At 56.3% G+C, this 24,920-nt stretch carries 27 protein-coding genes; 10 read left to right on the top strand and 17 right to left on the bottom strand.

The features are described from left to right. Positions 1-70 precede the first annotated feature (70 nt). A complete protein-coding gene (gene ptrR, locus ACJTMZ_RS01005) occupies positions 71-949 on the top strand; it encodes a putrescine utilization regulator PtrR (protein WP_047741287.1) in 879 nt (292 codons plus the stop codon). Here ptrR and ACJTMZ_RS01000 read toward each other — a convergent pair. Beyond that, on the bottom strand, positions 903-1,385 hold the full coding sequence (locus ACJTMZ_RS01000; protein WP_047056754.1) for a GNAT family N-acetyltransferase: 483 nt from the start codon (positions 1,383-1,385) through the stop codon (positions 903-905). The two genes, ptrR and ACJTMZ_RS01000, sit on opposite strands and share 47 nt — an antisense overlap. A 62-nt stretch (positions 1,386-1,447) precedes the next feature. Then, entirely contained in the window at positions 1,448-2,260 is an 813-nt protein-coding gene (locus ACJTMZ_RS00995; protein ID WP_015570534.1) for a PhzF family phenazine biosynthesis protein, read from the bottom strand. Positions 2,261-2,436: 176 nt separating this feature from the next. On the opposite strand from ACJTMZ_RS00995, the gene ACJTMZ_RS00990 reads away from it, so the two are divergent. After that, positions 2,437-3,633 (top strand): sugar transporter, encoded by a 1,197-nt coding sequence (locus tag ACJTMZ_RS00990; RefSeq protein ID WP_163358507.1) that lies wholly within the window; start codon positions 2,437-2,439, stop codon positions 3,631-3,633. 48 nt (positions 3,634-3,681) lie between these two features. On the opposite strand, the gene ACJTMZ_RS00985 is transcribed toward ACJTMZ_RS00990, so the two are convergent. Together ACJTMZ_RS00985 and ACJTMZ_RS00980 are read right to left on the bottom strand one after the other, a co-directional pair. After that, positions 3,682-4,524 carry a lysozyme inhibitor LprI family protein gene (locus ACJTMZ_RS00985; RefSeq protein ID WP_252010596.1) on the bottom strand — a complete coding sequence of 281 codons (843 nt, stop codon included), beginning with the start codon at positions 4,522-4,524 and terminating at the stop codon, positions 3,682-3,684. Positions 4,525-4,700: 176 nt separating this feature from the next. Beyond that, complete coding sequence (locus ACJTMZ_RS00980; protein ID WP_003857180.1) at positions 4,701-5,366, bottom strand: MarC family NAAT transporter; 666 nt, start codon at positions 5,364-5,366, stop codon at positions 4,701-4,703. Positions 5,367-5,621: 255 nt separating this feature from the next. Here ACJTMZ_RS00980 and marR point away from each other — a divergent pair, with 255 nt between their 5' ends. The 3 genes from marR to marB are packed head-to-tail and all read left to right on the top strand — an operon-like array spanning position 5,622 to position 6,705. After that, positions 5,622-6,056, top strand: a complete 435-nt coding sequence (marR, locus tag ACJTMZ_RS00975; RefSeq protein WP_017383983.1) for a multiple antibiotic resistance transcriptional regulator MarR — start codon at positions 5,622-5,624, stop codon at positions 6,054-6,056. Between the two features lie 20 nt (positions 6,057-6,076). Beyond that, positions 6,077-6,457 carry an MDR efflux pump AcrAB transcriptional activator MarA gene (gene marA, locus ACJTMZ_RS00970; RefSeq protein ID WP_001303241.1) on the top strand — a complete coding sequence of 127 codons (381 nt, stop codon included), beginning with the start codon at positions 6,077-6,079 and terminating at the stop codon, positions 6,455-6,457. Between the two features lie 32 nt (positions 6,458-6,489). After that, positions 6,490-6,705, top strand: a complete 216-nt coding sequence (gene marB / locus ACJTMZ_RS00965) for a multiple antibiotic resistance protein MarB (protein ID WP_015570538.1) — start codon at positions 6,490-6,492, stop codon at positions 6,703-6,705. 38 nt (positions 6,706-6,743) lie between these two features. Here the strand turns inward: marB and eamA are convergent, their stop codons facing one another. Continuing rightward, positions 6,744-7,643 carry an O-acetylserine/cysteine exporter gene (eamA, locus tag ACJTMZ_RS00960; RefSeq protein WP_017693436.1) on the bottom strand — a complete coding sequence of 300 codons (900 nt, stop codon included), beginning with the start codon at positions 7,641-7,643 and terminating at the stop codon, positions 6,744-6,746. A gap of 193 nt (positions 7,644-7,836) precedes the next feature. Between eamA and ydeE the strand changes: the two genes are divergently transcribed. Continuing rightward, positions 7,837-9,054 (top strand): efflux MFS transporter YdeE, encoded by a 1,218-nt coding sequence (gene ydeE / locus ACJTMZ_RS00955; protein ID WP_017383985.1) that lies wholly within the window; start codon positions 7,837-7,839, stop codon positions 9,052-9,054. Between the two features lie 46 nt (positions 9,055-9,100). Here the strand turns inward: ydeE and zinT are convergent, their stop codons facing one another. The 8 genes from zinT to ACJTMZ_RS00915 all read right to left on the bottom strand — a co-directional run bounded on the left by zinT (position 9,101) and on the right by ACJTMZ_RS00915 (position 17,109). Continuing rightward, positions 9,101-9,739 carry a metal-binding protein ZinT gene (gene zinT, locus ACJTMZ_RS00950; protein WP_252010595.1) on the bottom strand — a complete coding sequence of 213 codons (639 nt, stop codon included), beginning with the start codon at positions 9,737-9,739 and terminating at the stop codon, positions 9,101-9,103. Positions 9,740-9,791: 52 nt separating this feature from the next. Further along, positions 9,792-10,490: an urea ABC transporter ATP-binding subunit UrtE gene (gene urtE, locus ACJTMZ_RS00945; RefSeq protein ID WP_032103021.1), complete on the bottom strand. Its 699-nt coding sequence runs from the start codon at positions 10,488-10,490 to the stop codon at positions 9,792-9,794. A 9-nt stretch (positions 10,491-10,499) separates the two neighbouring features. Continuing rightward, positions 10,500-11,297, bottom strand: a complete 798-nt coding sequence (gene urtD / locus ACJTMZ_RS00940; protein WP_032653548.1) for an urea ABC transporter ATP-binding protein UrtD — start codon at positions 11,295-11,297, stop codon at positions 10,500-10,502. Then, entirely contained in the window at positions 11,297-12,370 is a 1,074-nt protein-coding gene (gene urtC, locus ACJTMZ_RS00935; RefSeq protein WP_408626806.1) for an urea ABC transporter permease subunit UrtC, read from the bottom strand. The genes urtD and urtC overlap by 1 nt, the downstream gene beginning before the upstream one ends. Next, positions 12,370-13,944, bottom strand: coding sequence for an urea ABC transporter permease subunit UrtB (gene urtB, locus ACJTMZ_RS00930; protein WP_047747335.1), 1,575 nt, complete (start codon positions 13,942-13,944; stop codon positions 12,370-12,372). Before urtB ends, urtC begins: the two co-directional genes overlap by 1 nt. Positions 13,945-13,966: 22 nt before the next feature. Beyond that, positions 13,967-15,238 carry an urea ABC transporter substrate-binding protein gene (gene urtA / locus ACJTMZ_RS00925; RefSeq protein ID WP_015570544.1) on the bottom strand — a complete coding sequence of 424 codons (1,272 nt, stop codon included), beginning with the start codon at positions 15,236-15,238 and terminating at the stop codon, positions 13,967-13,969. Between the two features lie 200 nt (positions 15,239-15,438). Continuing rightward, the gene (locus tag ACJTMZ_RS00920; protein ID WP_252010593.1) at positions 15,439-16,542 is read right to left on the bottom strand and encodes a 5-methyltetrahydropteroyltriglutamate--homocysteine S-methyltransferase; all 1,104 of its coding nucleotides are present in this window, start codon (positions 16,540-16,542) and stop codon (positions 15,439-15,441) included. A 156-nt stretch (positions 16,543-16,698) separates the two neighbouring features. After that, entirely contained in the window at positions 16,699-17,109 is a 411-nt protein-coding gene (locus ACJTMZ_RS00915) for a rhodanese-like domain-containing protein (protein ID WP_017383989.1), read from the bottom strand. A gap of 73 nt (positions 17,110-17,182) precedes the next feature. Between ACJTMZ_RS00915 and ftrA the strand changes: the two genes are divergently transcribed. Continuing rightward, positions 17,183-18,181, top strand: a complete 999-nt coding sequence (gene ftrA, locus ACJTMZ_RS00910; protein WP_045338477.1) for a transcriptional regulator FtrA — start codon at positions 17,183-17,185, stop codon at positions 18,179-18,181. Between the two features lie 148 nt (positions 18,182-18,329). Here ftrA and ACJTMZ_RS00905 read toward each other — a convergent pair whose 3' ends face one another. Further along, positions 18,330-18,692, bottom strand: a complete 363-nt coding sequence (locus tag ACJTMZ_RS00905; RefSeq protein WP_015570547.1) for a hypothetical protein — start codon at positions 18,690-18,692, stop codon at positions 18,330-18,332. Positions 18,693-18,935: 243 nt separating this feature from the next. Between ACJTMZ_RS00905 and ACJTMZ_RS00900 the strand changes: the two genes are divergently transcribed. After that, positions 18,936-19,169: a DUF2554 family protein gene (locus ACJTMZ_RS00900; RefSeq protein ID WP_047062810.1), complete on the top strand. Its 234-nt coding sequence runs from the start codon at positions 18,936-18,938 to the stop codon at positions 19,167-19,169. Here the strand turns inward: ACJTMZ_RS00900 and ACJTMZ_RS00895 are convergent. Both ACJTMZ_RS00895 and ACJTMZ_RS00890 read right to left on the bottom strand, forming a co-directional pair. Beyond that, the gene (locus ACJTMZ_RS00895) at positions 19,166-21,130 is read right to left on the bottom strand and encodes a U32 family peptidase (RefSeq protein WP_015570549.1); all 1,965 of its coding nucleotides are present in this window, start codon (positions 21,128-21,130) and stop codon (positions 19,166-19,168) included. The two genes, ACJTMZ_RS00900 and ACJTMZ_RS00895, sit on opposite strands and share 4 nt — an antisense overlap. Positions 21,131-21,210: 80 nt before the next feature. Further along, positions 21,211-21,738, bottom strand: a complete 528-nt coding sequence (locus tag ACJTMZ_RS00890) for a helix-turn-helix domain-containing protein (RefSeq protein WP_015570550.1) — start codon at positions 21,736-21,738, stop codon at positions 21,211-21,213. A gap of 92 nt (positions 21,739-21,830) precedes the next feature. Between ACJTMZ_RS00890 and ACJTMZ_RS00885 the strand changes: the two genes are divergently transcribed. Then, entirely contained in the window at positions 21,831-22,997 is a 1,167-nt protein-coding gene (locus ACJTMZ_RS00885) for a benzoate/H(+) symporter BenE family transporter (RefSeq protein ID WP_047637352.1), read from the top strand. Here the strand turns inward: ACJTMZ_RS00885 and ACJTMZ_RS00880 are convergent. Continuing rightward, the gene (locus ACJTMZ_RS00880; RefSeq protein WP_006810606.1) at positions 22,977-23,849 is read right to left on the bottom strand and encodes a helix-turn-helix domain-containing protein; all 873 of its coding nucleotides are present in this window, start codon (positions 23,847-23,849) and stop codon (positions 22,977-22,979) included. The two genes, ACJTMZ_RS00885 and ACJTMZ_RS00880, sit on opposite strands and share 21 nt — an antisense overlap. A gap of 174 nt (positions 23,850-24,023) precedes the next feature. Between ACJTMZ_RS00880 and ACJTMZ_RS00875 the strand changes: the two genes are divergently transcribed. Continuing rightward, entirely contained in the window at positions 24,024-24,920 is an 897-nt protein-coding gene (locus ACJTMZ_RS00875; protein WP_023303719.1) for a DMT family transporter, read from the top strand.

Genomic DNA, 24,920 nt, shown 5'->3' with positions numbered 1-24,920 from the left:
ATTGTGGCCTACTCTGCTATTTCTTAAAAATGAATAATACTCACCACCTTATTCACGAATCGAGAACGGTATGGACTTAACACAGCTTGAGATGTTTAACGCCGTCGCACTGACCGGCAGCATTACCCAGGCGGCGCAGAAGGTACACCGGGTGCCGTCAAACCTCACCACCCGCATCCGACAGCTAGAAGCGGATCTCGGCGTGGAACTGTTTATTCGCGAGAATCAGCGCCTGCGGCTTTCCCCCGCCGGGCACAATTTTTTGCGCTACAGCAAGCAGATCCTGGCGCTGGTTGACGAAGCGCGAATGGTCGTCGCCGGGGATGAACCGCAGGGATTATTCTCGCTCGGCGCGCTGGAAAGTACCGCCGCCGTGCGCATTCCGGAAAGTCTGGCGCGGTTTAACCAGCGCTATCCGCGCATTCAGTTTGCGTTGTCCACCGGGCCTTCCGGTACGATGATTGACGGCGTGCTTGAGGGGACGCTCAGCGCCGCCTTTGTCGACGGGCCGCTCTCGCACCCGGAACTGGAAGGGATGCCGGTTTACCGGGAAGAGATGATGCTGGTCACCCCTGCGGGTCACGCAGAAGTATCAAAAGCCACGCAGGTGAGCGGCAGCGACGTGTATGCCTTTCGCGCCAACTGTTCTTACCGGCGTCATCTGGAGAGCTGGTTTCATGCCGACCGGGTCACGCCGGGAAGGATCCATGAGATGGAGTCCTATCACGGGATGCTCGCCTGCGTGATTGCCGGGGCAGGCATTGCGCTAATGCCCCGCTCCATGCTGGAGAGCATGCCGGGGCATCATCAGGTGGCGGCGTGGCCGCTGGCGGAAAACTGGCGCTGGCTCACCACCTGGCTGGTGTGGCGACGCGGGGCGATGACTCGCCAGCTTGAGGCGTTTATAGGGCTGCTAAACGAACGTCAGCCACCAGCGTCTTCTCCATAAACAGGCTCAGCGGATCCTCGTTGTAGGGGGCAAACGCGACGCGCCGTTCGTATCCACACTGTTGATACAGACGAATGGCGGCGTGTTGTTTGATCCCCGTCTCCAGCCGGACGGTGTGGCAGCAGCGGCTGAGGGCTTCATCTTCCAGCGCCGCCAGTAATTTATCACCCAGCCGTTGCCCGCGATGGGTTGGGTCAATATAGACCCGTTTCATTTCCCCGGTCCCGTCCCCGTTCAAAACGACAGCGCCACACCCGACGGCGTTAAGCTGAGTGTCACGAATAATCATCAGGATCAGCGAGTCGTCCGGCAGTTCGGTTAAATCCAGCAGATGATTACTTTCCGCGGGATAGAGAACGCTTTGATAACGGTCCAGCGCCGTAATCAGGGCGAGAATATCTGGATGATGGGCGGATTCAGCGGTAATAGAATACATGGCAGGCTCCTTGTCGTTTTCGTTCAACATACCGCCCGCCCTGTATTCCGGCGTCATAGTTTTTAATGATGACCGTAATCCTGGAGTCGAAGGAAGATTTTCCCCTTCATATACAGTGTGGCCTGCCCGCCAATCAGCACGCGGTCGCCTTTCAGCTCGCAGCGCAGATCCCCGCCGCGCAAGGAGACCTGGCGGGCCGACATCTGCGTTTTTCCGAGCTTTTCGCTCCAGTACGGGATCAGCATGCTGTGAGCTGATCCCGTCACCGGATCCTCCGGCACCCCTTCCCCCGGGCAGAAGAAGCGGCTGACGAAATCATACTCATCCCCCGGCGCCGTAACGCAGACCATTTTCCCCAGCGGGAGCATGGCCGCGATATCCGGCGTCAGCGCCTCCACCTGCCGCTGGCTGTCGAGCACTACCAGGTAATCACGCCCCACACGCACCTCTTTTGCCGCGTTAATGCCCAGCGCGCTGAACAGCACCGCTGGTGGAGTATCGACCACCTCGGTTGACCACGCCGGGAAATTAAGCGTCAGCCAGTCGCCGCTGCGTTGTACCGTCAGTTCGCCGACAAAGCGCGTGGTGAAGGTGATTTCCGTATGCGGATAATCCAGGTATTCGAAAATAACGTGAGAAGCCGCGAGGGTTGCGTGGCCGCAGAGGTTAATTTCATCCTGCGTGGTAAACCAGCGCAGTTCAAACCCGTTATCCGTTCGGACAAAGAACGCCGTCTCTGACTGATTATGCTGCTTCGCCATATTCAGCAGCGTCTCATCCGGCAGCCACGCTTCCAACGGACACACCGCCGCCGCATTGCCGCCGAACGCCCTGTCGCTGAACGCATCTACCAGATAAAAATCAATCTCCTGCATCGTGTTACCGCCTGTTTTTGTTGTGTTGTTCTTTATCTTCGATGAAAACAACCCCGTTCGCTACCGCTGCATGAAGGTAAATTTTGTGATTCACATCACATAACGGTTGAGTTTTCGCCGTTTAAGGCTTTAAGATCGTCTCCTCATCTTTCAGGCAACGAATCCCAGATATCCCTATGACAACACACACGGTTTCCCGCAGGGTCGCGTGGCTACGCGTGGTCACGCTCGCCATCGCAGCGTTTATTTTCAACACCACGGAATTTGTTCCGGTTGGGCTGCTGTCCGACATCGCCGCCAGCTTCCATATGGAAACGGCACAGGTTGGCATTATGCTGACCATCTATGCATGGGTGGTGGCGCTGATGTCGCTGCCGTTTATGCTGCTGACCAGCCAGATGGAACGTCGTAAGCTGCTGATTGGGCTGTTTTTGGTGTTCATTGCCAGCCATGTGCTGTCATTTATGGCATGGAACTTTACCGTGCTGGTCATCAGCCGCGTCGGCATCGCGTTTGCCCATGCCGTTTTCTGGTCGATCACCGCGTCCCTCGCCATTCGTCTGGCTCCGGCGGGAAAACGCGCCCAGGCGCTGAGCCTGATTGCCACCGGTACGGCGCTGGCGATGGTGTTAGGCCTGCCGATCGGGCGCATTGTGGGACAATACTTCGGCTGGCGCACCACCTTCTTTGCCATCGGCATGGGGGCGCTGATCACCCTGGTGTGTCTGATCAAACTGCTGCCAAAACTGCCCAGCGAACACTCCGGCTCGCTGAAAAGTCTGCCGCTGCTGATGCGTCGACCGGCGCTGATGAGCATCTATCTGTTGACCGTGATTGTGGTGACCGCCCATTACACGGCCTACAGCTATATTGAGCCGTTTGTTCAGGTTGTGGCGGGCTTTAGCGCTAACTTTGCCACCGTTCTGCTGCTGATCCTGGGCGGCGCGGGGATTATCGGCAGCATCCTGTTCGGGAAGCTGGGCAATAAGCACGCGTCTGCGCTGGTAAGCAGTGCGATTGGTCTGCTGCTGGCATGTCTGCTGTTACTGATGCCTGCGGCAGGCAGCGAGAGTCATCTGGCGATCCTCAGTCTGTTCTGGGGCGTGGCAATCATGATTATTGGTCTGGGAATGCAGGTCAAAGTGCTGGCGCTGGCCCCGGACGCTACGGACGTAGCGATGTCGCTCTTCTCCGGGATTTTTAATCTGGGGATTGGAGCCGGTGCGCTGGTGGGAAATCAGATCAGCCTGCATGTATCGATGTCGGCCATTGGTTATCTCGGGGCGATTCCGGCGCTGATCGCGCTGATCTGGTCGGTGCTTATCTTCCGTAAATGGCCGGTCGCGATGGAAGAACAGTCCAGCCACGGTTGACGTGTGTTATGCCGGGTGGCGGCTTCGCCTTACCCGGCCTACGAAGCATTAATATCCGTGTTCATCATCACCGCCAAGATAACGGAATCTTTCATCTGTCATTTTGGTCTGACAATCATAGATACCGATTCTCGTTGCCAGAGGAGTGGTTGCAGAAGACGCATCGCTTATTTTGCCGCATTTTTTAGCTTTTTCATTGATCCACATGTTCTGCTCCTTTTTCATCGAAGCTTTGACGGAATCAGGAAGATACTTCCATAGTTCGTTTAACTGGCGATCGCTATCAGAATAATTACGCGCGGCAATATTTAATTTATTATTTAGTTCAGCCTTTTGAAGTTCATCTTTATTCATGGCGAGGGTAGCCATCGCCGCTATTGATTCAGAGATATAATCTTTATTATTGTATTCATATGAAACTGAAATATCTTTTCCATTATCCGCCATCGATAACGAGTAGGTAAACTTGTCCCATTGAACGCTATTGTTAAGCACCTTTCCACCATCGTTAATTATACGTCTCAGTCTGTCAGGGTAGGATGCAATGTAACCCATGATTTCAGAAGGCACAGTGAGCGTGACAGTCGCGCTACAGCTCCGCGCCTGCGCTTCGTCATCAGACGATTTTGTTGTGACATTTGCCATTACAATTGCGATTTCATTAGCTTTTGCAATGTAGTCCTTGAGCGGTTTACCGTAGAAATCCGAGGGGTTAGCGAGATAAGCTACCTGTAACTTACTGACTGCATCATCTCTTATTTTTGACTGAGCAGCAGAGATGGCATCATCGCGACCGCATTTGAAATCTGGCGTGGAATCAAACAACCCAGCATAGGCATTTAATGAAAAAAGCAGTGTGCTCACTGCGATAAATGAATATTTTGCTCGCATGTCTATAACCCGAAAAGAAATGAGTGCTGAACGTTACTTTAAGCGGTAATACACAGCAAGGCAGTGGATTATATTAATGCAGAAAAAATTCGATTTTCAGAATGTATTTATATTCATAAGAATTATAACCATTGCGAGTAGGCCGGGTAAGGCGAAGCCGCCACCCGGCAACGTTCTCAATGATACGTCTTAACAATCTCCAGCACGCCGTTAATAATAAACTGCACGCCCATACAGACCAGCAGAAAACCCATCAGTCGGGAGATAGCTTCAATCCCCCCCTTGCCCACCCAGCGCATAATCGCCCCGGAGCTGCGCAATGATCCCCAGACGATAATGGCGATAAGCGCAAAAATGATCGGCGGCGCAACGGTGATAACCCAGTGCGGAAATGTCGACCCATCACGCACCGTTGAGGCGGAACTGATGATCATCGCAATCGTCCCCGGCCCCGCCGTGCTCGGCATGGCTAACGGCACAAACGCGATGTTGGCGCTCGGTTCGCTTTCAAGCTCCTCCGATTTGCTTTTGGCTTCCGGGGATTCGTGCGCTTTGTGCGCCGGGAACAGCATCCGGAAACCAATAAAGGCCACAATCAGCCCGCCAGCAATACGCAGACCGGGAATCGAAATACCAAAGGTATTCATCACCAGTTGCCCGGCGTAATAAGCCACCATCATTATGGCAAAGACATAGACAGAGGCCATCATCGACTGCTGATTGCGCTCTGCGCTGTTCATGTTCCCCGCCAGCCCCAGAAAAAGCGCCACCGTCGTTAACGGGTTCGCCAGCGGCAGCAACACCACCAGTCCAAGCCCCACTGCTTTAATCAAATCCAACATAATGCACCGCAGTCCTTATCCTTATTCAACATCGCAATTATAGGGGCAAATCCTCGTCCGGAGCCATCCGACAGCGTAACCATAATTGTCTCGCGTAATTCATAACCCCAGATTATCTGTATGATTTAAAAGCGTACAGAATAAGTTCCTGAAGCGTTTTAGCATTTCGTGGCATCGGCCGATTCATTCAGTTGACTTATACTTGCCTGAGCAATAATATCTGCCGTGACTAAACTACTTGCCAGGGCAACCATTGTGAAAAGCACCAGTGACCTCTTTAACGACATAATCCCACTGGGTCGTCTTATTCATATGGTTAACCAGAAAAAAGATCGCCTGCTCAATGACTATCTGTCACCGCTGGATATCACCGCAACACAGTTCAAAGTGCTGTGTTCCATTCGCTGCGAAGTGTGTATCACGCCGGTTGAGCTGAAAAAGGTGCTCTCTGTCGATCTGGGTGCGTTAACCCGCATGCTGGATCGTCTCGTCTGTAAAGGATGGATAGAACGAAGCCCTAACCCGAATGACAAACGTGGCGTACTGGTGAAACTGACCAGCGATGGCGCGGCCATGTGTGAGCAATGTCATCAATTAGTAGGACAAACACTGCACCAGGAACTGACAAAAAACTTATCGGCAGATGAAGTGGCAACGCTTGAGCTCTTACTCAAGAAAATCCTGCCGTAAACAGAAAAAGAGGTATGACGATGTCCAGACGCAATACTGACGCTATCACCATTCATAGCATTTTGGACTGGATCGAAGATAACCTGGAATCTCCACTCTCTCTTGAGAAAGTGTCTGAGCGTTCAGGTTACTCAAAATGGCACCTGCAACGGATGTTTAAAAAAGAGACCGGCCATTCATTAGGACAATATATTCGCAGCCGCAAGCTGACGGAGATTGCCCAAAAACTGAAAGAAAGCAATGAGCCGATCCTCTATCTGGCGGAACGCTACGGATTTGAATCGCAACAGACCCTGACGCGTACGTTCAAGAACTACTTTGACGTGCCGCCTCATAAGTACCGTATTACCAGTATGCCGGGTGAATCCCGTTATCTGTATCCGCTAAAACATTGCAGTTAATCATCGCCTGTTAAGACGTAACCGAGGAAATCATGAAATTTATCGCCTCCGCCGCCCTCACCTTGCTGGTGCTGGTTTCCGGCCAGAGCTTCGCGGAGCAAACCCCCAATGCGGGGCAGCAAAATAATCGTGACACCATGATTATGCCGTCCACGCAAAACCAGTCGCCCTGGGACTTCAATCACATGGGCGCTGGCAGCGACAAATCCGACGAATTAGGCGTGCCGTATTACAACCACGACCTGTAATTCGTTTTTGCCCCGCTAATGCGGGGCTTTTTTCTGCCTTAACCCCGCACCCGCGTTGCCCGACGCACCCGCAAGCCAAAGACGTTGATATACAGCCCGGCCATAATCAGCCCTGCGCCACACAGTTGCAGCGCGCTGAGCGTTTCATCCAGCAACAGTGCGGCGCTGGCAAGCCCGACCACCGGTACCAGCAGCGATAACGGCGCCACACGCCAGGTTTCATAGCGTCCGAGCAGCGATCCCCAGATACCATAGCCAATGATTGAGGCGACTAACGCCAGGTAGATCAGCGACAAAATCGTCGTCAGGTCGATCTCCACCAGGCTTTTCAACATCGCCTGCGGACCATCCAGAATAAACGACGCGGCCATAAACGGCACGATTGGGATCAATGCGCTCCAGACCACCAGCGATAAGACCGGCGGACGCGTCTCGTGCTGCATTATCAGTTTGTTAAAGATATTGCCGCACGCCCAGCTCAGCCCCGCCGCCAGGGTGAGCATAAAGCCCAGCAGCGCGACATGCTGACCGTTGAGGCTGCCTTCAATCAGCACCAGCACGCCAAAGACCGCAAGGCTAATACCCGCCAGCTGCTTGCCCTGCAAGCGTTCGCCGAAGACAAATGCGCCGAGAATGATGGTAAAGAACGCCTGCACCTGAAGCACCAGCGAAGCCAGGCCCGCAGGCATACCGAATTTGATGGCGCAAAAAAGAAACGCAAACTGACCAAAGCTGATGGTAAGGCCGTAGCCCAGCAGCAGCTTAAGGGGAATTTTCGGGCGGGCAACGAACAGCAGCGCCGGGAAGGCCACCAGCAGGAAGCGCAGCCCCGCCAGCATCAGTGGAGGCATGTTGTGCAACCCCATTTTGATGACCACAAAATTGAGTCCCCACACCACGACAACCAGCAACGCTAACAGCCCGTCTTTCCGCGTCATTTTCCGCCCCTGAATTATTAAAATTTTGTAAACACTTCAAGGTAACAGAAAAAATAGCCCCGCGAGAAGATCATTAATTCTGGTACTGGAGAGAAGCACCTGCGGATAAATTGGGTGCTATACAAGCTGCCGATCCCATGATAATCCTGTAATAACACAACAAAAAAAGCATAAGCATTTGTCGGGCAGGAAAATGAAACCATCAATCAGGCGCTCAACCGCAGCGCTGCTGGCATCGTCATTGTTATTAACAATTGGCCGCGGGGCAACGCTGCCCTTTATGACCATATATCTCACACGCGTGTACGATATGAGCGTGGAGAATATTGGCTATGCCCTTACCGTGGCGTTGACCATTGGCGTGGTGTTTAGCCTGGGGTTTGGCATCCTGGCGGATAAGTTCGATAAAAAACGCTATATGCTGATCGCCATCGTGGCCTTTATCGCCGGGTTTGTGGCTATTCCGCTGGTGAATAACGTGACGCTGGTGGTGCTGTTCTTTGCCCTGATTAACTGCGCCTATTCCGTCTTCTCAACGGTGCTGAAAGCATGGTTTGCCGACGTGCTGACCTCCAGCGAAAAGGCGCGCGTTTTCTCACTCAACTACAGTTTCCTGAACATTGGCTGGACGATCGGGCCGCCGATCGGCACCCTGCTGGTGATGTACAGCCTGCAACTGCCGTTCTGGCTGGCCGCCTTCTGCGCCGCACTGCCGCTCGGGTTTATCCATTTCTTTGTGCAGAAAAGCATAGCCTCAGACAGCCCTGAGGAGAAAATGCCGTGGCAGCCCTCGGTGCTGCTGAAAGACCGGGCGCTGTTCTGGTACACGCTCTCCGGCCTGCTGGCGTCGTATGTGGGTGGATCGTTCGCCACCTGCATTTCCCAGTATGTCCTCGCCGCACATGCGGACAGTGATTTCGCAGAAAAGGTGGTGGCCGTTGTGCTGCCCGTCAACGCGGCGGTGGTCGTCACCCTGCAATACGCGCTTGGACGTAAGATCACCGCCAGCAATATTCGTCCGTTAATGACCGCCGCGACGCTTTTTTTCATCCTCGGGTTGGGCGGGTTTATGCTTTCCGGCGAGAACCTGATTTACTGGGGGATCGCGGCGGCGATTTTCACCCTGGGTGAAATTATTTATGCACCGGGTGAATACATGCTGATCGACAATATCGCCCCGCCGGGCATGAAGGCGAGCTATTTCTCCGCCCAGGCGCTGGGCTGGCTCGGCGCGGCGGCGAACCCGATGATCACCGGGCTCATCCTGACCCATCTACCGCACTGGTCATTATTTATCATTATGATGGCCGCCATCATTGCGGCGTGGCTGATGATATTGCGCGGGATGCGCGTGAAAAGTGAAGATAGCGTGTCGGGTGGCGCTGCGCTTACCCGACCGACAAAACCCTAATCGTAAGCCGGGTAAGGCGAAGCCGTCACCCGGCAAAACCAACACCCTAGTGGTGCAACATCTCCTCCACCACCTGCTCTTTGTACATCTCATTCGGGTAGTAGGTCGGCCAGTTATCCATCTCTTTCAGCAGCGCCTCGTGGGAGGTGTTGCCCATAAAGATATGGAAGTGTGAAGAGGCTTTCGGCCCGATGATATGGTCGCTGAACTGCACAAACTTAGGCGCCTGGCTCGCGTTATCCTTGCATTCAAACAGGTAGCGCACGCCTTTTTTCCCCGACGCATAGGTCAGAATTTTGTAGCCGCTGTAGTCGTAGCGGCAGCTGCTCACCGTTTTGCCTCGGTGGAATTCCATCACGTTGTTTTCAATGCCGATGGCGTCCACGTCCGTCGCGTACCCCTTACGGTAGTAGGCCTTCACCTCGGCAGCGGATTTTTCTCCCTTCTGCGCTTTCTTTTCGAAAACCGGATCCAGCGAACCATCAAGCAGGAACGGATAAACGGACTGCCAGGTCCCGTCCCAGTCAGACAGCATCCTGTCCCTGACGTCTTTATCCTCAAAGACGCCGTTTGCCGCCTTCTGTTCCGCCTCTGTCATCTGATGACCGTGCGAATGGGCAAAAAGCGAGCCGCTTACCAGCAGCGTTCCCAGAGTCAGCGCAATTTTTGCAAGTTGTGCAGCCACAGCAAAATCCTCATTCCGTTTTATAAGAATGAGGATGTTATATTATAACATTTCAGATCGCAACCAGCCCGCGAACGCCCTCCTGCTCCATGTTCTCCCCGCGCCCCTGCTGGACGATGCTGCCGCGCGACATCACCAGATAGCTGTCGGCCAGCTCTGCCGCAAAATCATAAAACTGCTCCACCAGCAGGATGGCCATATCCCCCCGGTTCGCCAGGCTGCGGATCACCTGCCCAATCTCTTTAATCACCGACGGCTGAATACCTTCCGTGGGTTCATCCAGAATCAGTAACCGTGGACGGCTCGCCAGCGCGCGACCTATCGCCAGCTGCTGCTGCTGACCACCGGAAAGATCGCCTCCGCGTCGGTGCTTCATCTCCTTCAGCACCGGGAAAAGCTGCCAAATCTCCTCCGGTACGCTCCTTGCGTTTCCCGCGGAGAAGCGTGACAGCCCCATCAGCAGGTTTTCTTCTACGGTCAGACGCGGAAAAATCTCCCGCCCCTGCGGAACATAGGCCACGCCGGACTGCACCCGCTGGTGCGGTTTACTGTGAGTGATGCTCTTTCCCTGCCAGACCACCTCCCCGCCTTTCACCGGGATCAGCCCCATCAGGCACCTCAGCAGCGTGGTTTTGCCCACCCCGTTGCGCCCCAGCAGGCAGGTAACTTCCCCGACGACCGCCTCAAAGCTCACCCCGCGCAGAATATGACTTCCGCCGTAGTACTGATTCAGTTCGCTAACCTGTAACATCACCTCTCCTTAACGTCCCAGATAGACGTCAATTACCTGTTCATTGGCCTGTACCTCGCGAAGCGAACCTTCCGCCAGTACCCGCCCCTGATGCAGCACCGTGACGTTGTCGGCGATGGTCTCGACGAAACCCATATCGTGCTCAACCACCATCAGCGAATGCTTGCCTGCCAGGGTTCGGAATAGCTCGGCAGTGTATTCCGTCTCTGCGTCGGTCATACCGGCAGCGGGTTCGTCCAGCAGTAACAGATGCGGGTCCTGCACCAGCAGCATGCCGATCTCCAGAAACTGCTTCTGTCCGTGGGAAAGCAGCCCGGCACGGCGATCGCGCTCGCTGCCAAGCCGCAGCAAAACCAGCATCTCATCAATGCGGTCGCGCTGCTCGCCGCTGAGCGTGGCCCGCAGGCTCGCCCAGACGGACCTGTCGGCTTTCATGGCGATTTCGAGGTTTTCCCCTACGGTCAGCGCTTCAAACACGGTCGGCTTCTGGAACTTACGGCCAATGCCCTGACGGGCGATGGCCGCCGGTTCCAGGGCAGTCAGATCGATGGACTGATCGTAAATAGCTTTCCCGCTTTTTGGCCGGGTTTTGCCGGTAATCACGTCCATCAGCGTGGTTTTACCGGCGCCATTAGGGCCAATGATGCAGCGCAATTCTCCGACGCCGATGTTCAGCGAGAGATCGGTCAACGCCTGAAAACCGTCGAAACTGACGTTAATGGCCTCGAGCTGCAACACCGGATCGGTCTGTTCGCGGTAACGGTCGCCCGGTAGCTGGCGGGTAAAGAGTCCTTCAGAGGGCTGCATTAATTCTCTCCCTTACGAAACAGACCGAACACGCCGCGCGGTAAAAACAGCGTCACGGCGATGAAAATCAGCCCCAGAAACAGCTGCCAGTACTCCGGCATCGCCACGGTGAAAAAGCTCTTCGCACCGTTGACCAGCGCCGCGCCAATCACCGGGCCCACCAGAGTGCCGCGTCCACCCAGCGCTACCCAGATGGCCGCTTCAATCGAGTTGGTCGGCGACATTTCACCCGGGTTGATAATGCCCACCTGCGGAACGTACAGCGCTCCCGCCAGGCCACACAGCACGGCGGAAAGCGTCCAGACCAGCAGCTTGAAACCGCGCGGATCGTAGCCGCAGAACGTGAGACGGTTTTCCGCATCGCGCACCGCCGTTAAAATGCGGCCAAATTTACTCTTCGCCAGCGCGTAGCCTGTGCCCAGGGCCAGAAGCAGCAGCACGACCGTTGCGAGAAACAGCGCGATCCGCGTGGTGGTCGCCGTGACGGGAAACCCGAGCAGCGTGGCAAAGCCGGTAAAGCCGTTATTGCCGCCAAAGCCGGTTTCGTTGCGAAAGAACAGCAGCATGCCCGCGTAGGTCAGCGCCTGGGTCATGATGGAGAAATAGACCCCTTTGATCTTCGAGCGAAAAGCAAACCAGCCGAAGACCAGCGCCAGCAGGCCGGGGATCGTCACAATTAACACCAGAGCCCAGGCAAAATGCTGCGTTCCCCACCAGAACCAGGGCAGCTCGCTCCACGAGAGAAACGACATAAACGCGGGCAGCCCGTCCCCGGCCGCCTGGCGCATCAGGTACATGCCCATCGCATAGCCGCCCAGGGCGAAGAATATGCCGTGCCCCAGTGAGAGCATACCGGCATAGCCCCAGACCAGATCGAGGGCCACGGCGACAACTGCGTAGCAGAGGATCTTGCCGATGAGCGTCAACATCCACGTAGAAACGGCCAGCGGATGCGTTGCGGGCAACAGCGCGAGAAAAGGCAGCACCAGCAGCGCCGCAACCAGCAGACTGCCGAAGATTTGCGTGGAGCGCGGTGCCCTGCGCGCCAGTGTTAAGGTCAATGGCTGGCTCATCAGTCTGTCACCCTCCCTTTAAGTGCGAATAACCCCTGCGGACGTTTCTGAATAAACAGAATGATCGCCACCAGAATCAGGATTTTGCCCAGCACGGCGCCCATCTGCGGTTCAAGAATTTTATTGAAGATCCCCAGACCAAAGGCCGCCGCGACGCTACCGGCCAGCTGGCCGACGCCGCCGAGCACCACCACCAGGAACGAATCAATGATGTATCCCTGGCCCAGCTCCGGTCCCACGTTCCCCAGTTGGGACAATGCCACGCCGCCCAGCCCGGCAATGCCGGACCCGAGGCCAAACGCCAGCATATCTACCCGTCCGGTGGGGACGCCGCAGCAGGCCGCCATGCTGCGGTTTTGCGTCACCGCCCGCACGTTCAACCCCAGACGCGTTTTATTTAGAATGAGCCAGGTGAAGAACAGCACCAGCAGCACAAACCCAAGCACCACAATACGGTTCCACGGTAGCGTCAGGTTGGCGAAAACCTGCACCCCGCCGGACAGCCAGGCCGGGTTTGCGACCTCAAGGTTCTGAGCGCCAAAGGTCATGCGCACCAGCTGGATAAGCATCAGGCTGATCCCCCAGGTGGCGAGCAGGGTTTCCAGCGGGCGGCCATACAGATGGCGGATCACCGTGCGCTCCAGCACCATCCCGATACCTGCCGTCAGGCAAAACGCCACCGGCAGCGCCACCACCGGATAAAGCGCCAGCCACTGAGGCATCCACTGCGCCATAACCTGCTGCACCATCCAGGTGGCATACGCCCCGAGCATCAGCATTTCGCCGTGGGCCATGTTAATCACCCCCAGCAGACCATAGGTGATAGCCAGCCCGAGCGCGGCCAGCAAGAGTACCGACCCCAACGACAGGCCCATGAAGGCCTGCCCCAGCAGTTCGCCCCACATCAGCCGGTGCTGAATACGGTCCAGGCTCTCAGCGGCGGCGGCACGTACCCGTGCGTCCGGCTCGGTTTGCGCCCGGGTGAACGGCGTCAGCGTGGCCTGAACGTCCGGATCGTCAGACTGTCCCAACAGTTCAACCGCGTTGAGGCGCGTTTCCGCCTGCGGACTCGCCAGCTGAAGATTTGCCAGCGCCAGCCTCAGCGACTGTCGGGTGACGTCGTCCGTTTCGCGGTTAGCCCGCTGTTGCAGAAACCCGAGCATATCCGGCTGGGCATCACGCTGAAGTTGCCGCGCGGCATGACGCCTTTCGGTGACACTGTCACTGACAAGCTGATGCGTCGCCAGCGCCGTGACGGTTAACACGCGCAGCCGGTTGGTCAGCCGCACGGCTTTGGTCGTTCCTTCGGCGCTCTTTGCCGCGCCCAGGGCAACCATTTCGCCGTCGATGCGGGTAAAAGCCTTCTTCTGGCTGTCGGTGTAGAGGTTCTCCTGTTGCAGCGCTTTAAGCAGCGGCAAACGTGCAGGTTCCGGCGTGGCTGCCCAGCGGGTCAGCATGGCGGTCTGCTGGCTGCGGCTAGCGGCAACGAAATCATCGGCATCCGATGCCTGCACCATCCCTGGCAGCAGTCCGGTAAGCCACACAATCGCAATAATTATGCGCATGGCGTTCATGACGTCTCTCCCTGGTGGTGGCTTAGTTGCTGGCGGTTTTCATCGGCTGGTCAGGTTTTTTGTCATTCCCGGCGATAAACGGGCTCCACGGCTGAGCGCGTACCGGCTGTTCGGTTTGCCAGACGACATTGAACTGGCCGTTGCCTTCGATTTCACCAATCATGACGGGCTTATGCAGGTGGTGGTTGGTGGCATCCATGGTCAGCGTAAAGCCGGACGGCGCGTTGAACGACTGGCCCGCCATTGCCGCGCGCACCTTGTCCACGTCGGTTGTCCCCGCTTTTTCAACCGCCTGCGCCCACATATGCAGGCCGACATAGGTCGCTTCCATCGGATCGTTGGTGACGACGGTATCGGCATTCGGCAGCTTATGGGCTTTCGCGTAGGCTTTGTAGGCCGCGACAAAGGTCTGGTTGGTCGGGTTATCGACGGATTCAAAGTAGTTCCACGCCGCCAGGTTACCCACCAGCGGTTTGGTATCAATGCCGCGCAGTTCCTCCTCGCCCACCGAGAACGCCACCACCGGCACGTCCGTGGCTTTCAGCCCCTGGTTCGCCAGCTCTTTATAGAAAGGCACGTTGGAATCACCGTTGATGGTGGAGACCACTGCCGTTTTACCGCCCGCGGAGAATTTCTTGATACTGGCGACGATGGTCTGGTAATCGCTATGACCAAACGGGGTGTAGACCTCTTCAATATCTTTATCTTCCACGCCTTTCGAGTGCAGGAAGGCGCGCAGGATCTTGTTCGTGGTGCGCGGGTAAACGTAGTCCGTTCCCAGCAGGAAGAAGCGTTTCGCGCTGCCGCCGTCCTCGCTCATCAGGTACTCCACCGCCGGGATCGCCTGCTGGTTAGGCGCCGCGCCGGTATAGAAGACGTTAGGTGACATCTCTTCACCTTCATACTGCACCGGATAGAACAGCAAACCGTTCAGCTCTTCAAAAACCGGCAGAACTGATTTACGCGATACGGAGGTCCAGCAGCCAAACACCACGGCGACCTTATCCTGGCTCAGAAGCTGGCGGGCCTTTTCGGCAAACAGCGGCCAGTTGGATGCCGGGTCAACCACCACCGGCTCCAGCTTTTTCCCGAGCACGCCGCCTTTGGCGTTGATTTCGTCGATGGTCATCAGGGCGACATCTTTCAGGGGCGTTTCTGAAATGGCCATCGTGCCGGAGAGTGAGTGCATGATCCCGACTTTAATGGTCTCTGCGGCCTGGACGCCAAAACTGACCCCCATGGCGACCACGGAGGCGGACAAGGCGAACGCTTTTATAAAGGTACGACGGTGCATATTTTCACTCCTGAAAAAGAAAGCTGTGCGAAGACGTCCGTTACCGCCCGGACGCAGAAAAAGTAACGTCAGTTTCAGGAGAGCAAAAAGGGTGCCAGGTTGCAGAGGCAGGATTTAAACGGGTTCGAAGAGAGGATCTACGGGAAACGACTCAGAATGGTACAGCGCTGCACTGTAATAATGCAGCGCTGTGAACGATGTTACCAGACGTCGCTGGCGATTTGCGTCACCAGGCGAACTTTATCCCACTGCTGGGCTTCGCTCAGGCTGTTACCCTCTTCCGTGGAGGCAAATCCGCACTGTGGGCTGAGGCAAATCTGCTCTTTCGCCACGTAGCGCGCGGCCTCTTCCAGACGCGCTTTCACCCCTTCCGGGTTCTCCAGTTCACCGTGCTTGGTGGTGATTAGCCCCAGAACCACCTGCTGTTTACCCGGGCGCACAAAACGCAGTGGCGCAAAGTCGCCGCTACGGTCGTTGTCGTACTCCAGGAAGAACGCGTCGACGTTCACCGTACCGAACAGCACCTCCGCCACCGGCTCATAGCCGCCTTCGGAAATCCAGGTTGAGCGGAAGTTGCCGCGGCAAACGTGTAGCCCAATGGTCAGATCGTCCGGTTTGCCCTCCAGCGCCTTATTCAGCACCCGGGCATAGGTTCGGGCAAGTTCGTCTGCATCATCACCGCGCTCGCGGATCTGCCGGCGCTGGTCTTCTGAACAAAGGTAGGCCCAGACGGTATCATCCAGTTGCAGATAGCGGCAGCCTGCATCGTAAAAGGCCCGAATGGCATCGCGCCAGGTGGTCGCCAGATCGTCAAAGTAATCTTTCAGATCCGGGTATACCGTGGCATCAATATCCTTGCGGCCACCGCGGAAGTGCAGCACGCTCGGGCTCGGAATGGTCATCTTCGGCTGTGCGTTACCGCTGATGCTTTTGAGGTAGCGGAAATCTTCCAGCATAGGATGATCGCCGAAGCCCAGTTTGCCCGTTACGCGCACGCCATGGGCTTTGGTCTGCACCCCGTTGAACTGAATGCCCTGCTGCGAATCATAACGCTCTACGCCCTGTAGCCCGTCAAAGAAGTCAAAGTGCCACCAGGCGCGGCGGAATTCACCGTCCGTTACCACATGCAGACCGCAGGCGCACTGCTGCTTGACAACATGGCGAATGGCCTCGTCCTCAACCGCGCGAAGCTGACCGGCATCGATCTCACCGCTGGCGAATTGCAGACGGGCCTGTTTAACAGAATCCGGGCGTAAAAAACTGCCGACTACATCGGCGCGGTACGGGGCGTGGTGTCGCTGCATGGAAATCTCCTCTGTCTGTCGGCGTTAATTGCCCACAGTGATAATTCATCTCTTGAATCTTTAGACTTCTGGATGTCTAAACGTCCTGAAAAGATGTCATACCGGCTCGCCGCCGACAAACGAGAAAATTTCATCTGTGTTGAAATAAATTCATGTTCACAGGGCGGGTGATGAAGATCCTGCAAACGCGAACCGCTCATCTTCCCAGCCGGTGATGCCCCCGAGCATAATCTTGACCGGCAGACCCAGACGCGCCAGCTTCAGCGCCGCCCTGTCCGCCCCGTTGCAGTGCGGGCCTGCACAATAGACGACAAACAGCGTGCCCTCTGGCCACGCTTTCATCCGCTCGGCGGTGATCTGGCTCCAGGGTAAATGCAGCGCGCCGGGCAGATGCCGCCGGGCAAAATGTTCAGGTTTTCCGACAACGTGCAGCAGAACAAAGTCCTGCTCACCGCTGGATACCGCGTGATGGACATCGGCGCAGTCCGTCTCGACGCTCAGACGACGCAGAAAATGCCCCACGGCTTCCTGCGGCTCAGCAGCCGGAAATTCAGTAACATAGCTCATGAATCTTCCTCATTTGTGGTGTTTGTGTTAACACTACTCTATCCCTTACTTCAGCCCATGAATGCGTCCGCCTATGCCAGAAAACAGCAAAAAGATGACAAACTTAAGACATTCCTCGCCGCGCGCGGTCGTGCTGGCATATGACGGTTTATGTACCTTTGAGTTTGGCGTGGCGGTAGAAATCTTTGGCTTGCCGCGCCCGGAGATGGGCGATGACTGGTATCAGTTCGCCGTGGCGAGCGTGGATGACGGCGAGCTCCGGGCAACGGGCGGGATCCGTATTCTGGCCGATGGCGATCTGCGTCTGCTGGAGACGGCGGATCTGGTTGTCGTACCCGGCTGGCGAGGGCTGGATGACCCCGTACCCGAAGCGCTCTGCCAGGCGCTCCGCGCGGCGCATGCCCGCGGCTGTCAGCTACTCTCGATCTGTTCTGGCGTTTTCGTTCTGGCAGCCTCAGGCCTGCTTGACGGGCGGAAGGCAACCACCCACTGGCGCTACACGCAAGCTCTGAAAGCACGCTATCCCGCTATCACCGTGGTTGAGGATGTGCTGTACCAGGACGAAGGCGATATTCTCACTTCCGCAGGCAGCGCCGCGGGGATTGATCTGTGCCTGCACGTGGTGCGCCGGAATTACGGTATTGAAGCGGCAAACCGCGTGGCGCGTCGGCTGGTGATCCCGCCCCATCGGGACGGCTCGCAAACCCAGCAGCTTAGCCGACCGGTGGCTCAGTTGCGGGAGAGCCAGCGCCTGGGCCAGCTGTTTGATTATCTTCACCAGCATCTGGCCGTTTCCCATACCGTCGAATCGCTGGCCCTGCGGGTGGGTATGAGTCAGCGCACCTTTCTGCGCCGTTTCCAGGACGCGACCGGAACAACGCCCGCGCGCTGGTTATTAACTGCGCGATTGCAGCGGGCAAAAGATTATCTCGAAAACAGTCGGCTCAGCATCGACAATATTGCGGAACAAACCGGATTTGGACAAAGCGGCACGCTGCGCCACCATTTCCGGCAGCAATTTGCGCTTTCGCCCGCGCAATATCGCAAACAATTTTCACAGCCGGTACGATAAACGGGCAAAAAAAAACCGCCATAATCTGGCGGTAAATGCTTGCATGGATAGATTTGTATTTTGGTATCTACGCTCCGGTATTCCATACCGGGATGTGGATCATCTGCAATCTACCACTGTGAGCCTCAACGAAGCATAAACGAATCGATTAACCCGCTTTGGTATTAATTTGCAGATAACGCATCAGCCCCTGCTCTGCACTCTGGCGGGCATCATCATTAATCGCTTCGAGATAAAACGCACGAGAGACCCCATACGGCGCCTGCTCGGATGGATAAACGGCGAACTGGAAGGTTTTGCCCCTCGCCTTATTGGTACAGCCCAGCTCCCAGCGATCTTCACTTACCTGGGTGCTATTACATTCGACACGTCCGTAATCGCTGGTTAAATACGATCCGACACGGCTTTTTGCTGACTGAATATATTCTGGTTCTTCATTTGAATAGATGCTGGCCGCAGCACCCACCGCAACCACTACGCCCAGAAGTGATAGCACGATTATTTTTTTCATTTATTCGATCCAATCCTTAGCCAGAAAAATCTTATTGTAAATGATTTCCCAATAAATCTAGCTGCTCTTTGCATACCAGAAATGGGAGTTTACAACGGCGATATTGCTTTTAAGAATAGTCTTAAGTGGGTTTTATTGCGACCACAATTTTTGACAGTCTATTTTCTCAAATTTAAACAGTCGAATAATTACTCTATGAAATTATCCCTACGATGACCGTAGCGTATTTTCAGGGGATAAAGGATGTTCAGAAAAGAATTTTCGCTACTGCTGGTGATTAGCGCCCTGTTCTCAGGGCAGATTATGGCGGAGCACAAAGGGCATGAATTTGTGTATGTGAAAAACGCCGACCATCAGCTTCGTCATGAAGCTGACAGCGATGAGTTACGCAGCGCGGCTGAGGAGTCTGCGGAGGGGTTGCGCGAGCACTATGCCTGGCAGAAATCGCGCAAACCGGATACCCACTCTGCGGGTTAGCTGCCTTTACGCTTCGGCAGGGTCTTCATCAAATCGTCAGGGCTGACGGAGGCCACAATGCTTCCCGGCGGCGGCATTTTGAAGATGTGATTCTTCATCTTGCCGATAACGTGCATTTCACACGGACGGCAGTCAAACTTCAGCGTCAGCACTTCATCGCCATTCACCAGCTGCATCGGCGTCGCTTTCCAGCTTTTAATATTGCCTTTCGCCTGTTTCGGACAAAGGTTAAAGGCAAACCGCAGGCAGTGTTTGGTGATCATCACCGGCACATCGCCCTTCTCTTCATGCGCTTCATACGCGGCGTCAATCAGCTGCACGCCGTGACGATGGTAAAACGCACGCGCTTTGTGGTTGTAAACGTTCGCGAGGAACGAGAGATGCGTGTCCGGGTAGACCGGCGCAGGCACCGTTTCGGCCTTACGGCTGCCGCGCGGATAGTTTGCCAGCCGTGCTTCATCCAGCATTTCTGCCGTTTCACGGCGGAACTGGTTCAGCAGGCTGTTCGGCACGAACAGCGCGTCCGGCAGATTCACCTCAATATTGCGCGCGTAATAAATGGTCTGCCCCAGCTTCGCCACGCCATCCTTGAGGTTGCTAAGCGCTTTCTCCGCATTGTTCGCCACCTCGAACAGGCCGTCGAGCGTATGCGTCACGCTGATACCGTCTTCGCAGGTCATGGTCAGGATCAGCTGCTCTTCCCAGCCCCCCAGCGCGATATCCACCGCAATGCGGCGCTCGCTGGAGGTCTTGAGCAAGGCCTGCTGCCAGTTGTGATCCAGGTTACGGTTAAGCGCCGCATTAGGACGGGCTTTGTAGAGATCGGCAGGCATTTCGTTCGGCCAGACGCGATAGCGATTTTCGCCGGTTTTCTCCACCGTATTGGCACGGAAACCCACCACTTCACGTTTGATCATCACGTTGAGACCATCGCCATTCGCCAGCGGCTCTGTAACCTGAACGTCAAGATGATCTTTCGCCACTTTCAGCACTTCACCCACCGGCAGGCCGATAAACTTCGGTGAATCGAACGCGCCAATATCCCCTTTACGGGCATTCACGAAATAGTCCGTGCTGCCGCGGTGGAAGGTCTTGTCCGTCGACGGAATAAAGAAATGCTCTGTACGACCGGCGGACGCGCGCGCCAGGTCACCGCGATCGTCGATGATGGCATCCAGCATCTGACGATAATGGGCGGTGATATTTTTCACGTAGCTCATGTCCTTGTAGCGCCCTTCAATTTTGAAGGAGCGTACACCGGCATCGATCAGCGCGCCGAGGTTGGCCGTCTGATCGTTATCTTTCATCGACAGCAGGTGTTTTTCGAATGCCACCACGCGGCCCTGATCGTCTTTCAGGGTATACGGCAGACGGCAGGCCTGAGAGCAGTCGCCCCGGTTAGCGCTGCGCCCCGTCTGGGCGTGAGAGATATTACACTGCCCGGAATACGCCACACACAGCGCACCGTGGATAAAGAATTCAATGGTCGCGTCGGTCGCCTGGTGGATATCGCGGATCTGGTTCAGGTTCAGCTCGCGCGCCAGAACAATCTGCGTAAACCCGACGTCCGAAAGAAACTTCGCCTTCTCAACGGTGCGGATATCGCACTGGGTGCTGGCGTGCAGCTCAATCGGCGGGATATCCAGTTCCAGAACGCCCATATCCTGAACGATCAGGGCGTCAACGCCGGTCTGGTAGAGATCGGTAATCAGACGCTGCGCGGGCTCAAGCTCATCATCATGAAGAATGGTGTTCAGGGTCACGAACACCTTCGCCCCGAAACGGTGGGCGAACGGGACCAGCTCGGCAATGTCGCGCAGGCTGTTGCTGGCGTTATGACGGGCACCGAAGCCAGGGCCGCCAATGTAGACGGCATCTGCTCCGTGAAGAATGGCTTCACGGGCAATGGCGGCGTCGCGGGCCGGGCTTAGCAGTTCAAGATGATGGGAGTGCAGGCGCATACTTCGTCGTTATCCGTTATGGTCAAAATGGCGGCTATTGTAGTCAGAAGTCTGTGCCAGTGAAACCGTTTTGCGACGCTTTAGCGGGGATAATGGATCAGAGAGTGGAAATGCACCGTCCGGGCGCTGCTGTTGCGGTACGCGTGCGGTTTATCGCCGGCAAAACGCACGCCGGAATCAGCGTATAGCGTGCGCCAGACACCGTCAATTTGCATATCCAGCTCACCGCTTATCACCACCACGTGCTCGATCACCCCGGCTTCGTGCGGCGTGGACTCACTCAGTGCGCCGGGCGACAGGGTGATGGAGAAATGGTCGAACTTAAGCTGTTCATCCCAGGGGAAAAGCGGTTTCACCACCATCGCCTGCTGCTGCGGATCGAATACCGCCTGCGGTTCGCTTTCTGGAGTGATAAACGCCGAAAAAGGTACGTTCAGCCCGGTGGCGATTTTCCACAAGGTAGAGACCGTCGGGCTGGACTCATTGCGTTCGATTTGCCCGAGCATCGCTTTCGACACGCCCGTCTCTTCCGCCAGTTTCGACAGGCTCCAGCCCCGCGCCTGACGCAGCGCTTTCAGTGTGGTTGCCAGGTGTTGAGTGATATCCATAGTTCCTCCCGTTGCGGCAAAGCATACCACTTGTACGCTATAGCGCACAGTGATACCTTATTCCGGACGTTATAACGCACAACGGAGTTTCCATGCGATCGACTGCCTCTCTCTTTCCTGCCGTGCTGGCCGGTTTTGTTGCCGTTCTGGTGGGCTATGCCAGCTCTGCCGCCATTATCTGGCAGGCGGCTGCGGCGGCTGGCGCCAGTACACAGCAAATTGCCGGATGGATGACCGCTCTAGGGCTCGGGATGGGGATCAGCACGCTGGCATTGTCGTGGTGGTATAAAGCCCCCGTGCTGACCGCCTGGTCGACTCCCGGCGCGGCGCTGCTCGCCACCAGCCTGCAAGGCGTGACGCTGGCGGAAACCATCGGGGTATTTATATTCGCGAATGCGCTGATTCTGCTGTGCGGCATCACCGGCCTGTTTGCCCGGCTGATGAAACTGATCCCGCACTCGCTTGCCGCCGCTATGCTGGCGGGCGTGCTGTTACAGTTTGGCCTGAAGGCATTCAGCAATCTTGAGGGACACATTTTTCTTTGCGGCAGTATGCTGGCCGCCTGGCTGGTGGCCAAAGCCGTAGCGCCCCGGTACGCCATTGTCGCCACGCTGCTGGTGGGCGTGTTCGTGGCATGGGCCGGAGGTGACGTTGTCACGGACAGGATGACGTTATCAGTCATCATGCCGGAATTCATTGCCCCTGCGTTCACCATCACCAGCCTGCTCAGCATCGGCTTACCCTTCTTCCTGGTGACCATGGCGTCGCAGAATGCGCCCGGCTTCGCCACCATGCAGGCATCGGGCTATCCGCTGGCGGTCTCACCGCTGATCGTTGCCACCGGCGGGCTGGCACTGCTGTTATCCCCCTTCGGCGTTTATTCTATATGCATCGCCGCCATCACTGCCGCCATCTGCCAGAGCCCGGACGCCCATCCGGATGCCAGTAAACGCTGGCTGGCCGCGGCGGCGGCAGGCGGGTTTTATCTGCTGGCGGGGGTGTTCGGCGGGTCGATTTCCGGGCTGATGGCCGCCCTGCCGCTGAGCGGCATCCAGACGCTGGCCGGGCTGGCCCTGCTCGGCACTATCAGCGGGAGTTTGTATCAGGCACTGAACCATGAAGCAGAGCGCGACGCGGCGATCGTTACCTTCCTGATGACCGCCAGCGGCGTCACGCTCCTGGGAATTGGCTCCGCCTTCTGGGGGCTGGTGCTGGGAGGGATCTGTTACGCCGTCTTCTCACGCCTTCGCCGCGCGTAGCTGTGACGGCGTGATGCCGGTCATGCTGCGAAAACGGTTACTGAAATGGCTGGCGGAGTTAAATCCGCAGGCCAGCGCGATGTCGGTGAGCGGCGTGGTCGTGTGCTGTACCAGCGCTTTGGCCTTCTCCATGCGGCGCTGCATAACGTACTGATGCGGCGCCAGCCCCATCGACTGGCGGAACATCCGCGCAAAGTGATACTCACTGAGTGCGGCCTGGCCCGCCAGTTCCGCCAGGGTTAAGGGTTGTGCAAGGTTTTCCTCGATAAAGGCCAGCACGTTGCGCAGTACAAACGGCGATAACCCGCCGGTCACCACCGGCAGCTTCCACTGTACGCTGGAATAGTGCTGGACCAAATGCGTCAGCAATAAGGTCGACGCGGTGCTCAGGGTGAGCTGATTGGCGTTTTGCTGCCAGTCGCAGCCGAGCAAAAACTGGCGATAAAGGGCGGTGATTTTCGGATCGCTGCCGAAGATTTTTTCCTCCAGCGTCAGCGATAGCGGTCGTTTATCCCAGATTTTCTCCCCCACGTCCCGCAGGTGTTCATCGGTGCAGTAGAGGTGCACAAACGACAGGTCGTCGCGGATATCCCACGTGGATTCGCTCTCTTCCGGCATCAGACAAAAACGGTCCGGCCCGCCGCCATTTTTCCAGCCACCCGGCGTTTTTTGATAGCTTTCATAGCCATCCGCCACGTACAGGCTAAGGGTGTGATGGTTGCTTTTCACCGTGATCGTGTCGTGCTTGTTGTACCACGCCGCCAGTTGAATGCCAGTATTGAGCGCGACGGTTTCCCGCAGCACTGCATTTTGTTGGCGTAACGTTTCAAAGGTGTCGTAAACGAGAGACATGGCCGTAAACAGGTGATTAATCAGACTGTCAGTCTAAGAAGTGTTGCAGCCTGTTACCAGCCATTGTGCGAGAAAAAAGCGCAAGAATTTGCAAGTCCGGCGCAAGGCGATGAAAGCCGGCCCCCCCTTCTTTCGCCACACTGTTGTTTTTCGCGGTATGAGAAGAGAGACACCATGAACGCATTACTCTATGGGCTGGTCGTTGTTATCTGGGGCACGACCTGGATCGCCATTTTTTTACAACAGGGGCCGGTTGCAGCGCCGGTCTCCATTTTCTGGCGCTTCGCCGTGGCCAGCGCCACGATGATGATCGTCCTGGTCGCCCTTCGCCGCCTGCGCAGGCTGGCGCTGCGGGATCATCTCTACTGCATGCTTCAGGGCTGCTGCGTTTTCTGTTTCAACTTCTGGTGCTTTTACACCGCCGCCGCCCATATCAATACCGGCCTTGAGTCGGTGATTTTCTCGATGGCCGTACTGTATAACGCCATCAACAGCTTTATCTTCTTCGGCCAGCGCCCACCCGCACGCTTCTGGACGGCGGCAGCGCTGGGGCTTATCGGGATCATCACCCTTTTCTGGAACGATCTGCTCGCCAGCGGCTGGAGCGCGTCGTTGCTTACGGGCATCGGGCTTTCCGCCCTCGGCACCTACGGCTTCTCGCTGGGGAATATGATCAGCATGCGTCATCAACGAAACGGGCTGGAAACCATGACCACCAACGCCTGGGCGATGCTGTATGGCACCGTCGTGATGGGCCTTATCGCGCTCTTCAGGGGCGATAGCTTTATGCCGGAATGGACGGTGAGCTATATGGGGGCGCTGCTCTATCTTGCGCTGTTTGGCTCGGTGATTGCCTTCGGCGCCTACTTTACGCTGGTAGGCCGCATTGGTCCCGGTAAAGCCGCGTACAGCACCCTGCTGTTCCCGCTGGTGGCGCTGTCGATTTCAACGGTGTACGAGGGTTACGTGTGGCATCTCAATGGGATCGTCGGCCTGCTGTTGATTCTGGGGGGAAATATGGTGATGTTTACGAAGCCGGAAACCTGGTTCCGCCGCCTGCGGACGGCATAA

The sequence above is a fragment of the Enterobacter sp. DN genome, assembly GCF_046054285.1.
GTDB classification, from domain to species: Bacteria; Pseudomonadota; Gammaproteobacteria; order Enterobacterales; family Enterobacteriaceae; genus Enterobacter; species Enterobacter hormaechei_C.
The sequence above is the reverse complement of the archived record's forward strand: the minus strand, read 5'-3'. Positions and strand labels throughout refer to the sequence as shown.

Bases quoted from the DNA above. Each gene is read 5' to 3' on its own strand.
- ptrR (WP_047741287.1), top strand. From the start codon at position 71: ATGGACTTAACACAGCTTGAGATGTTTAACGCCGTCGCACTGACCGGC.
- ACJTMZ_RS01000 (WP_047056754.1), bottom strand. From the start codon at position 1,385: ATGTATTCTATTACCGCTGAATCCGCCCATCATCCAGATATTCTCGCC.
- ACJTMZ_RS00995 (WP_015570534.1), bottom strand. From the start codon at position 2,260: ATGCAGGAGATTGATTTTTATCTGGTAGATGCGTTCAGCGACAGGGCG.
- ACJTMZ_RS00990 (WP_163358507.1), top strand. From the start codon at position 2,437: ATGACAACACACACGGTTTCCCGCAGGGTCGCGTGGCTACGCGTGGTC.
- ACJTMZ_RS00985 (WP_252010596.1), bottom strand. From the start codon at position 4,524: ATGCGAGCAAAATATTCATTTATCGCAGTGAGCACACTGCTTTTTTCA.
- ACJTMZ_RS00980 (WP_003857180.1), bottom strand. From the start codon at position 5,366: ATGTTGGATTTGATTAAAGCAGTGGGGCTTGGACTGGTGGTGTTGCTG.
- marA (WP_001303241.1), top strand. From the start codon at position 6,077: ATGTCCAGACGCAATACTGACGCTATCACCATTCATAGCATTTTGGAC.
- marB (WP_015570538.1), top strand. From the start codon at position 6,490: ATGAAATTTATCGCCTCCGCCGCCCTCACCTTGCTGGTGCTGGTTTCC.
- eamA (WP_017693436.1), bottom strand. From the start codon at position 7,643: ATGACGCGGAAAGACGGGCTGTTAGCGTTGCTGGTTGTCGTGGTGTGG.
- ydeE (WP_017383985.1), top strand. From the start codon at position 7,837: ATGAAACCATCAATCAGGCGCTCAACCGCAGCGCTGCTGGCATCGTCA.
- urtE (WP_032103021.1), bottom strand. From the start codon at position 10,490: ATGTTACAGGTTAGCGAACTGAATCAGTACTACGGCGGAAGTCATATT.
- urtD (WP_032653548.1), bottom strand. From the start codon at position 11,297: ATGCAGCCCTCTGAAGGACTCTTTACCCGCCAGCTACCGGGCGACCGT.
- urtC (WP_408626806.1), bottom strand. From the start codon at position 12,370: ATGAGCCAGCCATTGACCTTAACACTGGCGCGCAGGGCACCGCGCTCC.
- urtB (WP_047747335.1), bottom strand. From the start codon at position 13,944: ATGAACGCCATGCGCATAATTATTGCGATTGTGTGGCTTACCGGACTG.
- urtA (WP_015570544.1), bottom strand. From the start codon at position 15,238: ATGCACCGTCGTACCTTTATAAAAGCGTTCGCCTTGTCCGCCTCCGTG.
- ACJTMZ_RS00920 (WP_252010593.1), bottom strand. From the start codon at position 16,542: ATGCAGCGACACCACGCCCCGTACCGCGCCGATGTAGTCGGCAGTTTT.
- ACJTMZ_RS00915 (WP_017383989.1), bottom strand. From the start codon at position 17,109: ATGAGCTATGTTACTGAATTTCCGGCTGCTGAGCCGCAGGAAGCCGTG.
- ftrA (WP_045338477.1), top strand. From the start codon at position 17,183: ATGCCAGAAAACAGCAAAAAGATGACAAACTTAAGACATTCCTCGCCG.
- ACJTMZ_RS00905 (WP_015570547.1), bottom strand. From the start codon at position 18,692: ATGAAAAAAATAATCGTGCTATCACTTCTGGGCGTAGTGGTTGCGGTG.
- ACJTMZ_RS00900 (WP_047062810.1), top strand. From the start codon at position 18,936: ATGTTCAGAAAAGAATTTTCGCTACTGCTGGTGATTAGCGCCCTGTTC.
- ACJTMZ_RS00895 (WP_015570549.1), bottom strand. From the start codon at position 21,130: ATGCGCCTGCACTCCCATCATCTTGAACTGCTAAGCCCGGCCCGCGAC.
- ACJTMZ_RS00890 (WP_015570550.1), bottom strand. From the start codon at position 21,738: ATGGATATCACTCAACACCTGGCAACCACACTGAAAGCGCTGCGTCAG.
- ACJTMZ_RS00885 (WP_047637352.1), top strand. From the start codon at position 21,831: ATGCGATCGACTGCCTCTCTCTTTCCTGCCGTGCTGGCCGGTTTTGTT.
- ACJTMZ_RS00880 (WP_006810606.1), bottom strand. From the start codon at position 23,849: ATGTCTCTCGTTTACGACACCTTTGAAACGTTACGCCAACAAAATGCA.
- ACJTMZ_RS00875 (WP_023303719.1), top strand. From the start codon at position 24,024: ATGAACGCATTACTCTATGGGCTGGTCGTTGTTATCTGGGGCACGACC.